Raw genomic sequence first — 12,223 nt, forward strand, 5'->3', positions numbered from 1 at the left:
CGCGGCTTGTCATGCCTTCTCAGTTGTGAGCCACGCGGCCAGCCCGAGGTACACCAGGCCACTGCCCACGTCGAGCCGCCGCCGCGCGCGTACGGACCCGCGCAGCCGTCCGGCCAGCGTGGACGACAGCAGCGCGTACATGCCGTCGCTGGCCATCCCCAGCACCAGCCACAACCCGCCGAGCAGGAGGATCTGCGGCCCCACCGGCCCCGCCGCCGGGACGGTGAACAGCGGCAGGAAGGTCAGGAAGAACACGGCCGTCTTCGGGTTGAGCACGTTGACCACGAACCCCTCCCAGAACAGCCGCCGCCTGGACTGCACCTTCAGCTCGACGACCTCCTCGGACTCCCCGCCGCGCTTCATCAGCTTGCGCAGGCCGAGCCAGAGCAGGTACGCCACGCCCACGTACTTGACGACCGTGAACGCGGTCGCCGAGGCCGCGATCAGCGCGCTGAGGCCGACGGCCGCCGCGCCGATGTGGACCAGCGAGCCGGCGTGCACGCCCAGCACCGAGACCAACCCGGCGGACCGGCCCTGGGAGACGCTGCGGGTGACGATGTAGAGGACCGCGGGGCCGGGGACCACGAGCAGTCCCAGCGTGGCCGCGCAGAACAGCGCGATATGCGTGATGTCCGGCATGTGCTCATGGTAAGGACACCGTCAACGGCTTTCCCGGGCGGGCGTCAGGCTCGCGCCGAGCGCTTCGAGCAGGGCGCCGGTGGCCGGCGGGTGCGGCGGCTCACCGTAGACGGCGGCGTAGACGTGCCTGGTGGAGCCGGGGACCTGGGTCGCCTCGACGTCGGGGTTGCGGTGGGCGCTGAGCGCCAGGCCGGGCAGGACGGTCAGGCCCATGCCGGCCGCCACGAGCGCCTGCACGGCCACGATGTCGTCGCTGGTGAAGGAGATGCGCGGCTCGAACCCGGCTTTGGCGCAGATGTCGAGCAGGTGGCTGCGGCAGCGGTCGCAGCCGGCGATCCAGGGGGAGTCGGCGTGGTCGGCCAGCTCGCCGCCCGGCTCGGCGGAGACCAGGTAGCTGGGGTCGTCGAGGAGGTGGATCAGGTGCAGGCCGGCGTCCTCGGGGGCGGTGTCGTCGTACCGGAACATGACGGCGACGTCGACGCGGCCGGCGCGCAGCAGCCTGAGGGCCTCGGGCGGCTCGGTCTCGGTGAGCTCCAGGCGCAGCCCCGGATGGGCGGCCGACAGGCGGCGGACGGCTGACGGGATGAACGTGCCGAGCGCCGACGGGAAGGCGGCCAGCCGCACCCGGCCCTCGCGCAGGCCCACGTGGGCGGCCAGCTCCTCGGCCGTGGCGTCGATCCGGCCGATGATGTCGGCGGCGCGGTCGGCCAGCAGCCGGCCCGCCTCGGTCAGCCGGATGCCGCGCCCCACCCGCTGGACGAGCTTGGCGCCGGTCTCGGCCTCCAGCCGGGCCAGGTGGTGGCTGATGGACGGCTGGGAATAGTGGAGCTCCTTGGCGGCCGCGGTGAGCGACCCCTTGCGGGCCACCGCGACGAGGACGCGGAGCCGGGCGACGTCGAGCATTCATCAATCATATCTATCGATGGGCCAGAAGACTTCTGTTGGACCTATCGATCGCCATGGGCCACCGTAGAGAGGGAGGACAAATTGCCACATTCTCTCTAGGGGGACACCGTGAACATGGTCGCGACCACCACCAGGCCAGGGCTCGACGTTCTGGTGTCCGGCATCTCCGAGATCGTGGCCAGGAAGCTCGTCGCCCGCGAGACCGCGTTCGCCGTCGCGGACCTGCTGCGCGACCGGCTGCCCGGCATGGACATCCTCACGCCCGAGGAACGCCTCGGCACGCCCGACCGCTATGCCTCCCACCTGCTGCACGCCCAGGACGAGTTCTCGATCGTGGCGGTCGTGTGGCGTCCCGGCCAGTACACGGTGATCCACGACCACGTGTCCTGGTGCACGTTCGGCATCCTCAGCGGCATCGAGCACGAGACGCTCTACCGCGACATGGGCGACCACCTGCTGGAGATCGGACGCGCCGACAACCGGCCGGGCGAGGTCAGCGGCTTCGCCCCGCCCGGCGACATCCACATGGTGCGCAACACCAGCGACGAGGTCGGGGTGTCGCTGCACGTGTACGGCGCCGACGTCGGCAAGCTGGGCAGCAGCGTGCGCCGCGTCTACGAGCTGCCGGTGCGCTGAGCCCGCCTCACCTGATGCGGCCGTGGAGCAGCTCGACCAGGGTCTGGTGGGTCTGCTCGATCGGCCGTTCGGGGTAGAGGGCGCGGCGCTCGATGGCGACCGTCAGGACCATGCCGAACAGGGCGGTCGCCGCCGTCTCCACGTCGAGGTCGGCGCGGATCTCGCCACCGGCCGCCGCCCTGCGCAGCACGCCCGCGTACACGCCGAGCGCGCTCTCGCGCAGCCGCGCCACCGCCTCCTGCCAGGCGGTGCGCCACATCTCGGCCAGCAACACCCGGGCGAACGGGCCGTGCTCCTCGAAGAAGCGCAGCTGGCCCAGCACGACCGAGTCGAGGGCGGCCAGGCCGCTCCCGCCGGTGTCGGCGGCGGCCAGCGCGCCCGCCAGCCGCTCGATCGAGTGCTCCAGCAGCGCGGAGAACAGGCCCTCCTTGCTGCCGAAGTTGTAGAACACGGTGCCCTTGGCCACCCCGGCACGCTCGGCGATCGCGTCGACCGTGGTGGCCGCGTAGCCCTGCTCGGCGATCAGCTCGACCGCCGCCGTGAACACCTTCGCCCGGGTGTCCTGCCTGCTCACAGCGACAGCTCGGGGTGCAGGCGCTTCATGGACCAGACGCGGCCCCGCTCCACCGCGAGGGTGGTCAGCGCGAGCCCGAGCACGAGGAATGCGGACAGCACGCCGCAAGCCTGCCACACCACGGTCAGATCGCCACCACTGATCAGCCTGCGCAGTGCCGAGACGACCCAGCTCATCGGCAGCCACGGCGAGATCGTCTGGAAGAACCCGGGCGAGGTCTCGATCGGGTACGTCCCCGCCGCCGAGGTGAGCTGGAGCATCAGCAGCGCCAGCCCCACCACCCGGCCGGGCGGCCCGAGCAGCGCGTTGACCGCCTGGACCACCGCCAGGAACGCGGCCGCCGCCAGCAGCAGCAGCCCGATCACCCCGAGCCAGTGGGCCGCCTCCAGGCCGAGCGCGAACCGCAGCACCGCCGCCAGCACGCCGACCTGGGCCGCGCCCAGCGCCACCGCGGGCAGCCAGCCGGCCAGCGCGATGCGCACCGCGCCCTGGGTCCCGGCCAGCCGCCGCTGGTTCAGCGGCTTGAGCACCATGAACGTGATCATCGCGCCCACCCACAACGCCAGCGGCAGGAAGAACGGCGCGAAGCCGGTGCCGTAGTTGGGGACCTCGTTGTCGACCGTCTTGGCCAGCCGCACCGGGTCGCTCATCACGTCGGCGCGGGCGGCCCGCTGCTGGGCGTCGTAGTCGGGGATCTTCTCCGCGCCCTCGCCGAGCCCGCCCGCCAGGTCCTTCGAACCCTTGGCGAGCTGGTCCATGCCCTTGTCCACCTGGCCCGCGCCGTCGTGCAGCCGGCCGACCCCGGTGCGCAGGGTGCTCGCGCCGTCGCTGAGCTTGACCAGCCCGCCGCCGAGCTGACCGAGGCCGCTGGTGACCTGGGCCGAGCCGTCGTGCAGCTTGGCCGCGCCCTGGTAGAGGGTGCCCGCGCCGGTGCCGGCCTTGGCCAGGCTCGCGTCCACGGTCGCCGCGCCCGCGGCCAGCTTGGCCAGGCCGTCGTCCAGGGCGTTCACCTGGGTCCTGACCTGGTCGACCTTGGGGCCGATCTGCGGGGCCACGGCCGCGATCTTCCTGGCGTTCCTGGCCAGCTCGCGGGCCTGGGCGGACAAGGCGGAGGCGCCGCCCGTGCCGCCGCCCGTGCCGCCGGCGCCGGCCGAGCCGGCCTGCTCGGCGGCGCGTTCCGCGGCCTTCGCCGCGCTGCGCAGCAGGGAGCGCACCTCGGGGTCGGCGTCCGCGCCGAGACGGTCGAGCGCGGCCTGCGCCTGCGAGGCGGCCTCGCGGGCGCTGCCCGCCGCACGGGTCGCGCCGGCGCCCGTGGCGGAGCTCGTGCCGGAGCCGTCCGCCAGCCGGTCGGCGGCGTCGGCCACCTGCTCGGCGGCGTCGGCGACCTTCGGGCCCCACTCGTTCAGCACCGGCACGTACTTGTCGGCGAGCTGGTTGACCGCGCGCGTCTGCGTGTGGACCTGGTCGGCCGCCTTCCGGGTGCCCTTCCGCAGCTCCGAGGTGCCCTCGCTGCGGAGCTTGCGCAGGCCGTCGCGCAGCTCGCCGATGGCCTGCTGCGCCTTGCCGATGCCGCCGGTGACCTGGGCCGAGCCGTTCCGCAGCTTGCCGGTGGCGGTGTTGGCGCTGTTCAGGCCGACGGAGAGCTGCTGGGCGCCGTTCTCGGCGGTGCCGAGGCCGGAGTTGAGCCGGGAGACGCCGTCGCCGGCCTTGACCGCGCCGTCGTGCAGCTTGCCGGCGCCGTCGGCGGCCTCGGTGGTGGCGTCATGGATGTCGCCGATCGAGACGAAGACCTTGTCGAAGTAGTCGTGGATGGCCGTGCGCTCGGCGGCGGCGCGTACCTCGTTGAAGACCGCGTCGGAGATGCTGCCGACGATGTAGCTGCGCCCGGTGTCCACGCGCAGGCCGAGCTGGGCGGGGGTCGGGGTGGCCGTGTCGTCGGACGGGGAGGCCAGGCGGGCGCTGAAGTCGGCGGGCACGGTGAGCGACAGGTAGTAGCTGCCGTCGGCCACCCCGTCGGCCGCCTGCCGGGGCGTGGCCTCGTGCCAGGCGAACGTCCTGCGCTCGCGCAGCTCGTCGGCCAGGTCCTGGCCCGCGTGCAGGGTCTTGCCGTCGACCGTGGCCGGGCGGTCCTCCATGACCAGCGCGACGGGGACCCGGTCGAGGTTGCCCTGGGGGTCCCAGAACGACCACAGGTACAGTCCGGCGTACAGCAGCGGCAGCACGATCACCGCCGCCAGCGCAGCCCGGGTCAACCGGGACCGCAGCATGCCCTTCATCACAGCTCCACGAGGTGGTCGTAGCGGGCGGGCGGGCGCACGCAGGTCGCGACCACGGCCGTGCCGAGGCCGGCGCCGAGGTCGCGCAGGAGGTCCCAGAGCTTCTGTACGCGGTCGTCGGGCAGGCCCGCGTCCACGTTGTCGGCGAGGATCACCGCGGGCTCGTCCAGCAGGGCCAGGGCGACGCCGAGGCGCACCTGCTGCTCGCGGTCGAGCTGGCTCACCGGCGTCGTGTCCGGCGCCGTGAGCCCCGCCCGCTTCAGGACTTCCCGGTACGGCTTGCGCCTGCGCTCGCGCAGGTGCTCCTTGACCGTCAGCGCTCTGTCGAGATCCGTCACGCCGTCGACCAGCGCGAGCGCCGCCGCCTTGCGGATGGCCCGCGGCCTGGTGTGCCCGGCGACGGAGAGTGTGCCCGTGGTCGGCTTCATCCGGCCGGCCAGCGTGAGCAGCAGGCTCGTACGCCCGCTGCCCGCCGGCCCGGCGACCGCCGTGAGCGTGCCGGGGCCCGCCTTCAGCGAGACCGCCGGGTACACCCCCTCGATCGACAAGCCCTCCGCGACGATCACCACAACCCCATCTCTTGAACTGACTGGTCAGTACAAAAGATTACCTCGTGATGCGGCGCGTCACACTGTGAGATACGCCTCGAACCGCTCGGCCAGCTCCTTCGGCCGCGACAACATGACCATGTGACTGCCCCCGATCTCGTCGGGTATGACACCGAGCCGTTCCCGGACCACCTTCCGCATGAACTCCGGCGGGAAGAACCGGTCGTCCCGGCAGAGCAGGAACCGCGTCGGCACGTCGGGCCACGCCGCGCCCGGCCACGGCTCGACGGACGACTTCTCCGCCTGCGCACGCCCCCGCGACAACTCCTCCTCCGCCAGCTCCTCGGGGACGTCGTGCATGAACTGCGCGATCGTGTCCAGGCCGTCGGCGCCCTGGTATCCGGTGTTGGCCCACCACTCGCCCGGCGGCTCGCCCGGGACCGGGATCATGGCCGTGACCAGCACGAGCAGCTTCACGGGCAGGCGCTCGCAGACCAGCGGGGCGACGAAGCCGCCCCACGAGTGGGCCACCACGACCAGCTCGTCCGCCTCGCCGACGGATCGCGCGACCGTGTCGGCGTAGTCGGCCAGGCCGGCCGACTCGTCCTCGATCGGCAGGTCGACGGCCACCGTGCGGTGGCCCCGGGCGCGCAGCTCGGCCTCGACCAGGTGCCAGTCCCAGGCGGAGCTGCCGCCGCCGTGGATCAGCGCGAACGTCGCCACCCGACTCCCCCCCCCGCGCCGTCGTGCCGGAAACGCCCCGCGGTGCCTCGCTCATGGCTCTTGCTCCCATCGTCGGTGTCCCTGTTCACGACGCAGTATGGCGAGGAGGTAAGACAGAAAACGTAGCTGTACCGCGCGCTCAAGGTCGCCGGGCTCGCGACCGCCTCGCAGCTCGCCGAGCAGGTGGACGAGGCGGTCTCCCTGGTCAGCTACCACCTGCGCAAGCTGGCCTCGCACGGCCTCATCGAGGAGACGCAAGGAGGCCGGGGCGACGCCCGGGAGCGCTGGTGGCGGACGTCGGCGGAGAGCTTCTCCACCCGCAACTCCGACTTCCGCGGCAGCCCCGAGGGCGTCGTGGTCCACCAGACCCTGTCCCGCCTGCACGCCCGCCAGCTCTCCGAGATGTACGAGGGCTACCTCGACGCGCAGTGGGCCTGGAGCGAAGCCTGGCAGGACTCGTCCTTCGGGTCGGAGTTCCTGCTGTCGCTGACGGCGGAGGAGTTGCGCGACCTCCGGCAGGAGATCGACGACGTGGTCGCGAAGTGGACGGCCCGCGGCCGGGCGGCCGGCGAGGCGGGTGACACCGAGGGCCGCGAGAACGTGGCCGTGCACCTGTACGGGTTCCCGTTCACGACGTGAGGAGAGACCAGGATGAACCCCGACTTATACCTACTTGTCGAGCGAGTGCGCGGGCAAGAGCTGCGCGCCGCCGCCGCCCGGACACCCCGTCGGACAGCCCGGACGCACCCGGGGACGGTCGCCCGCGCCTGGGAACGACGGCTGGGCTGGGCCCTGGTGGAAACCGGCCTCCGCCTGGTCAGCCGCGGCACGACCAACCAGGCACCACGCCTGGCGGACCACCACGCCTGACCCGCCCGGCCCAAGCCGCCAAGCCCCCGCCGCCCGGACCGCCGGGCGTTCTAAGCCGGAGCCGTCCCGTTCAAGCCCTTCAGGACCGCGCGTTCGACCGGCGTCGGCGCGGTGCCGGTGAGGTCGAGCAGGCCGGTCGGCATCAGCGGCGGTTGGGCCATGAAGCGCGGCACGCTGCCGCGATGCGGCTGGGCCGAGTGGATCAGGAACGGGTGGCACAGGAAGACGTCGCCGGGGGAGCCGGTGACGGTGACCTCCCGGCGCCCCTCGCTGAGCGGCACGGCGTCCCCGCACAGCGAGAACCATTCACGCCCTTCGTCCCCGGAATCGGCGAGCAGGGCGGGCACGTCCAGGTGTGAGCCGACGCGTACCCGGGTGGGGGCGTCGTCGGGGCCGACCTCGGAAAACAGGAACAGCATGAGCAGGGCCCGGCCGCGCGAGCGCAGGTTCACCCGGTACTCGCCGGCGTCGCCGGAGAAGCTCGCCTCCAGGTGCCAGCCGTCGTCGCCGGGCTCCTTGTCGCTGGGGAAACGCAGCGGGAAGGTGCCGAGGCCCATGGGCCCGGTCCAGCGCCCGGCGCCCACGAGCTGGTCGTAGGCCTCGTGCAGCTCCTGAGTGTTGGCCGCCGCGCGAAACGGCGGGCTGGCCATCCAGCCCAGCCGCACGACCGGCTGGGTCCAGCTCGACGGGTCGTCGGGGTCGCAGCCGCTGGCCGCCCACAGCTCGGCCCGGCACTGCTCGGCGGTCTCCAGGGGAACCGCGCCGGGAAGCCGGACGAATCCGTCCTCGACGAACGACTCGATCTGCTCGTCGGTCAACATGCGCAGCCCCTCCTGGTGATTTCCGCGGAACGTCGTGCAGTCTGACGAACGGCGGCCAGGAGGGGCAACGCAATTTCCGCCCGGGGGCGAAGCTCAGACGCCGAGCGCCGACGGCAGGCTCAGCTCCTGCAGGAACAGCGCCTCGGCGGTGGCCACCCGGCGCAGCTCGTCGAGGTCGACCCGCTCGTTGGGAGCGTGGATGGCGGCGTCCTCGTCCTCGGCGCCGAACAGCAGGATCTCGGCCGCCGGGTACTGCTTGAGCAGCGTGTTCACCAGCGGGATCGACCCGCCCGCGCCCACGTCGCGCGGCGGGCGGCCGAACGCGCGCTCCATCGCCCGGTTCAGCGCCGACCGCGCCTTGCCGCCGGAGTCGGCCTGGAAGCCGGACCCGACGGTGAAGTCGTCGAACGACACCTGCACGCCCCACGGCGCCACCTGGCGCAGGAACTCCACCACGGCGTTGACCGTGGTCTTCGGGTCGCCGGACGGAGGCACCCGGACGGTCACCCGGGCCCGCGCCGCCGGCTGGACCGCGTTCACGGCGCCCGACACGGTCGGCACGTCGAGGCCCGTGACCGTGATGGCGTACGAGGCCCACAGCCGGTCGGCCAGCGAGCCGGAGCCGACCAGCGAGACGCCGTCCGCCACGCCGGCGGTCTTCCTGAACTCCTCCTCCGAGGGCCCCTGGCCGAGGAAGCTGCCGCGCGGCAGGCCGGGCACCCGGATGTCGCCGTTCTCGTCGTGCAGCGCGGTCAGCATGCGCATCAGGGCGGCCAGCGCGTCGGGGGCGGCGCCGCCGAACGAGCCGCTGTGCACGGCCTCGCGCAACGTGCGCACCTCGATGGTGAAGGCCGCCATGCCGCGCAGCGACGTCGTGACCGCCGGGTCGCCGACGCGCGGGTTGCCGGTGTCGGCGACCACGATGGCGTCGGCCCGCAGCAGCTCGGGGTTGCGCTCGACGAAGGCCTCCAGGCGCTCGCCCGCGTACTCCTCCTGGCCCTCGATGATGACCTTGATGCCCACCGGGAACCGGCCCTGGAAGGCGCGCAGCGCGGCGATGTGCGAGATGATGCCCGACTTGTCGTCGGCGCAGCCGCGGCCGTACAGCTTGCCGTCGATCAGGGTGGGCTCGAACGGCGGCGTGCGCCAGGCGGCCAGGTCGCCGGCGGGCTGCACGTCGTAGTGCGCGTACAGCAGGACGGTGGGCGCGCCGGGAGGGGCCGGGGCCTCGCCGTAGATCGCGGGGAAGCTGCCTTCGACGGCGACCTGCTGGACGTGCGGCAGGCCCGCCGAGCGCACGAGCTCCTCCGTCACCGCCGCGGCGGCGAGGACCGGCTCCTCCGGGTGCCCGGGGAAGGCCACGGACGGAATGGCGGCGAGCCGCTTGAGCTCCTCGATGGCTCGGGGCATCGCGGCGGCGACGGCGCTCTCGATCTGGTCAGGAGTCACGGGACGGTCCCCCGGGGGTCGTTCTCGACAGTTTGGTCTCATTGGATCACAGAAGGTTCCACCGTATGGAAACGGGCATGACCCGCGCGTTAATCTACCTGCGGATTTCGTTGCGGTTACACAACGGTTCTGCGGATCTCGATTTTCTTGCATAGTGCTGCGACCGATTCGCTTGGCAAACCGCAGGTGAAGATGCACACTGTGGGGAGTTCGACACGAGGGAAGATAACCATGACGCAGCCGGAAAACGACGTCCTGAAGGCCGCGCAGGACAACCTGTGGTTGCACTTCACGAGGCACAGCGCCTACCAGGAGAACGAGATCCCGACCATCGTGCGCGGTGAGGGGTCCTATATCTACGACATCCACGGCAAGCGTTATCTCGACGGCCTGGCCGGGCTGTTCGTCGTCCAGGTCGGACACGGGCGTGCCGAGCTGGCCGAGGCCGCCGCCAAGCAGGCGCAGGAGCTGGCCTTCTTCCCGTTGTGGTCCTACGCGCACCCCAAGGCGGCCGAGCTGGCCACCCGCCTGGCCGAGCAGGCGCCGGGCGAGCTGAACCGGGTCTTCTTCACCACCGGCGGCGGCGAGGCCGTCGAGACCGCGTGGAAGCTGGCCAAGCAGTACTACAAGCTCGTCGGCAAGCCGCTCAAGCACAAGGTCATCAGCCGCCAGATCGCCTACCACGGCACCCCGCAGGGCGCCCTGTCGATCACCGGCATCCCGGCGTTCAAGCAGATGTTCGAGCCCCTCGTGCCCGGTTCGGTGCGCGTTCCGAACACGAACTACTACCGCGCCGACGAGATCAGCGGCGTCCCCGGCATGTCGCCGGAGGAATACGGCATCTGGGCGGCCGACCGCGTGGCCCGCGCCATCGAGATGGAGGGCCCCGACACGGTGGCCGCCGTCTTCGCCGAGCCCGTCCAGAACGCCGGCGGCTGCTTCCCGCCGCCCCCCGGCTACTTCCAGCGCCTGCGCGAGATCTGCGACGAGTACGACGTGCTGCTCGTCTCCGACGAGGTCATCTGCGCCTTCGGCCGCCTCGGCACCATGTTCGGCGGCCAGAAGTTCGACTACGTGCCCGACATCATCACCTGCGCCAAGGGCATGACCAGCGGCTACTCGCCCATCGGCGCCATGATCGCGCACGAGCGGCTGTTCGAGCCGTTCAAGCAGGGCGACAACATGTTCGCCCACGGCTACACCTTCGGCGGCCACCCCGTGTCGGCCGCCGTGGCCCTCGCCAACCTCGACATCTTCGAGCGCGAGGACCTGCTCGGCCACGTCACCAAGAACGAGCCCCTCTTCCAGGCCGCCCTCGACGACCTGCGCGACCTGCCGATCGTCGGCGACGTGCGGGGCTCGGGCTACTTCTGGGGCATCGAGCTGGTCAAGGACAAGGCCACCAAGGAGACGTTCAACGCCGAGGAGTCCGAGCGGTTGCTGCGCGGATTCCTGTCCAAGGCGCTGTTCGACGCCGGACTCTACTGCCGGGCGGACGACCGCGGCGACCCCGTGATCCAGCTCGCGCCCCCGCTGATCGCGGGGCAGAAGGAGTTCGACGAGATCGGATCCATCCTGCGGGGCGTGCTCTCGGAAGCGTGGGCGCGCCTCTAACACCCTCCCCACCCGGTACGACGAAGTGCCGGTCTCCGAAAGGATCCCTACGATGAAGATCGGCGTCCCTGCCGAGGTCAAGAACCACGAATACCGTGTGGCGGTCACCCCCGCCGGTGTTCACGAGCTGGTGCGGAACGGTCACGACGTCACCGTCCAGCGAGGTGCCGGCCTCGGCTCACACATCACCGACGAGGAGTACCTCGCCGCGGGCGCGAAGATCCTCGACAACGCCGACGCCGTCTGGGCGGGGGCGGACATGGTCCTGAAGGTCAAGGAGCCCATCGCCGAGGAGTACCACCGCCTGCGCGAGGGCCTGGTGCTGTTCACCTACCTGCACCTGGCCGCCTCCCGTCCGTGCACCGACGCCCTGCTGGCCGCCAGGACGACCGGCATCGCGTACGAGACCGTGCAGGTGGGCCACACGCTGCCGCTGCTCGCCCCGATGTCGGAGGTCGCGGGCCGGCTCGCGCCGCAGGTGGGCGCCTACAACCTCATGCGCTTCAACGGCGGCCGGGGCGTGCTGCCCGGCGGGGTGCCCGGCGTGGCCCCCGCCAAGGTCGTCGTCATCGGCGGCGGCGTCTCGGGCCTCAACGCGGCGCAGATCGCCGTCGGCATGGGCGCGGACGTGACCGTGCTCGACACCAACATCGACCGGCTCCGCCACATCGACGCCATCTACCAGGGCCGGCTGAAGACCCTCGTGTCCACCTCGTACGCGATCGAGCGCGAGGTGCTGCAGGCCGACCTGGTCATCGGCGCGGTGCTGATCCCCGGCGCCAAGGCCCCGACGCTGGTCTCCAACGACCTGGTCGCGCGGATGAAGCCGGGCTCGGTGCTCGTGGACATCGCCATCGACCAGGGCGGCTGCTTCGAGGACTCGCGGCCGACCACGCACGCCGAGCCGACGTACACGGTGCACGGGTCGATCTTCTACTGCGTGGCCAACATGCCCGGCTCGGTGGCCAACACCTCCACCTACGCCCTGACCAACGCGACGCTCCCGTACGCGGTCAAGCTGGCCAACCTGGGCTGGCGCGACGCGCTGAAGGCCGACCAGGGCCTCGCGGGCGGTCTGAACACCCATGACGGCGTGCTCACCAACGAGCCGGTCGCCCAGGCGCTGGGGCTGCCGTACACGCCGGTCGCCGACGTTCTCTGATCGTC

General features: G+C 71.9%; 12 protein-coding genes. 4 read left to right on the forward strand and 8 right to left on the reverse strand.

The genetic code is table 11. The features are described from left to right. Nucleotides 1-9 precede the first annotated feature (9 nt). Together AB0J71_RS09855 and AB0J71_RS09860 are read right to left on the reverse strand one after the other, a co-directional pair. Nucleotides 10-639 (reverse strand): LysE family translocator, encoded by a 630-nt coding sequence (locus tag AB0J71_RS09855; protein WP_352323088.1) that lies wholly within the window; start codon nucleotides 637-639, stop codon nucleotides 10-12. Nucleotides 640-660: 21 nt separating this feature from the next. Next, entirely contained in the window at nucleotides 661-1,542 is an 882-nt protein-coding gene (locus AB0J71_RS09860) for a LysR family transcriptional regulator (protein WP_352323087.1), read from the reverse strand. A gap of 117 nt (nucleotides 1,543-1,659) precedes the next feature. Between AB0J71_RS09860 and AB0J71_RS09865 the strand changes: the two genes are divergently transcribed. Beyond that, the gene (locus tag AB0J71_RS09865; protein WP_352323086.1) at nucleotides 1,660-2,181 is read left to right on the forward strand and encodes a cysteine dioxygenase family protein; all 522 of its coding nucleotides are present in this window, start codon (nucleotides 1,660-1,662) and stop codon (nucleotides 2,179-2,181) included. Nucleotides 2,182-2,188: 7 nt separating this feature from the next. On the opposite strand, the gene AB0J71_RS09870 is transcribed toward AB0J71_RS09865, so the two are convergent. From AB0J71_RS09870 to AB0J71_RS09885, 4 genes are read right to left on the reverse strand one after another with little or no spacing between them, the layout of a single operon-like run. Next, nucleotides 2,189-2,755, reverse strand: a complete 567-nt coding sequence (locus AB0J71_RS09870; protein WP_352323085.1) for a TetR/AcrR family transcriptional regulator — start codon at nucleotides 2,753-2,755, stop codon at nucleotides 2,189-2,191. Beyond that, nucleotides 2,752-5,031, reverse strand: a complete 2,280-nt coding sequence (locus tag AB0J71_RS09875) for a YhgE/Pip domain-containing protein (RefSeq protein ID WP_364413620.1) — start codon at nucleotides 5,029-5,031, stop codon at nucleotides 2,752-2,754. Before AB0J71_RS09875 ends, AB0J71_RS09870 begins: the two co-directional genes overlap by 4 nt. Beyond that, nucleotides 5,031-5,600 carry an ATP-binding cassette domain-containing protein gene (locus tag AB0J71_RS09880; RefSeq protein WP_352323083.1) on the reverse strand — a complete coding sequence of 190 codons (570 nt, stop codon included), beginning with the start codon at nucleotides 5,598-5,600 and terminating at the stop codon, nucleotides 5,031-5,033. Before AB0J71_RS09880 ends, AB0J71_RS09875 begins: the two co-directional genes overlap by 1 nt. Before the next feature lie 57 nt (nucleotides 5,601-5,657). Next, a complete protein-coding gene (locus AB0J71_RS09885; protein ID WP_352323082.1) occupies nucleotides 5,658-6,302 on the reverse strand; it encodes an alpha/beta hydrolase in 645 nt (214 codons plus the stop codon). A gap of 126 nt (nucleotides 6,303-6,428) precedes the next feature. Between AB0J71_RS09885 and AB0J71_RS09890 the strand changes: the two genes are divergently transcribed. Further along, nucleotides 6,429-6,941, forward strand: coding sequence for a helix-turn-helix domain-containing protein (locus AB0J71_RS09890; protein WP_364413716.1), 513 nt, complete (start codon nucleotides 6,429-6,431; stop codon nucleotides 6,939-6,941). Between the two features lie 281 nt (nucleotides 6,942-7,222). Here AB0J71_RS09890 and AB0J71_RS09895 read toward each other — a convergent pair whose 3' ends face one another. Continuing rightward, the gene (locus AB0J71_RS09895; RefSeq protein WP_364389208.1) at nucleotides 7,223-7,993 is read right to left on the reverse strand and encodes a phytanoyl-CoA dioxygenase family protein; all 771 of its coding nucleotides are present in this window, start codon (nucleotides 7,991-7,993) and stop codon (nucleotides 7,223-7,225) included. 93 nt (nucleotides 7,994-8,086) lie between these two features. Then, complete coding sequence (locus tag AB0J71_RS09900) at nucleotides 8,087-9,442, reverse strand: dipeptidase (RefSeq protein WP_352326941.1); 1,356 nt, start codon at nucleotides 9,440-9,442, stop codon at nucleotides 8,087-8,089. Nucleotides 9,443-9,673: 231 nt separating this feature from the next. On the opposite strand from AB0J71_RS09900, the gene AB0J71_RS09905 reads away from it, so the two are divergent. Together AB0J71_RS09905 and ald are read left to right on the forward strand one after the other, a co-directional pair. Beyond that, complete coding sequence (locus AB0J71_RS09905; RefSeq protein ID WP_352326942.1) at nucleotides 9,674-11,056, forward strand: aspartate aminotransferase family protein; 1,383 nt, start codon at nucleotides 9,674-9,676, stop codon at nucleotides 11,054-11,056. Nucleotides 11,057-11,108: 52 nt separating this feature from the next. Then, nucleotides 11,109-12,218, forward strand: coding sequence for an alanine dehydrogenase (gene ald, locus AB0J71_RS09910; RefSeq protein ID WP_364413622.1), 1,110 nt, complete (start codon nucleotides 11,109-11,111; stop codon nucleotides 12,216-12,218). The last annotated feature ends 5 nt before the right edge of the window (nucleotides 12,219-12,223 follow it).

It is taken from the genome of Nonomuraea sp. NPDC049637, from assembly GCF_040675235.1.
Taxonomy (GTDB): Bacteria; Actinomycetota; Actinomycetes; order Streptosporangiales; family Streptosporangiaceae; genus Nonomuraea.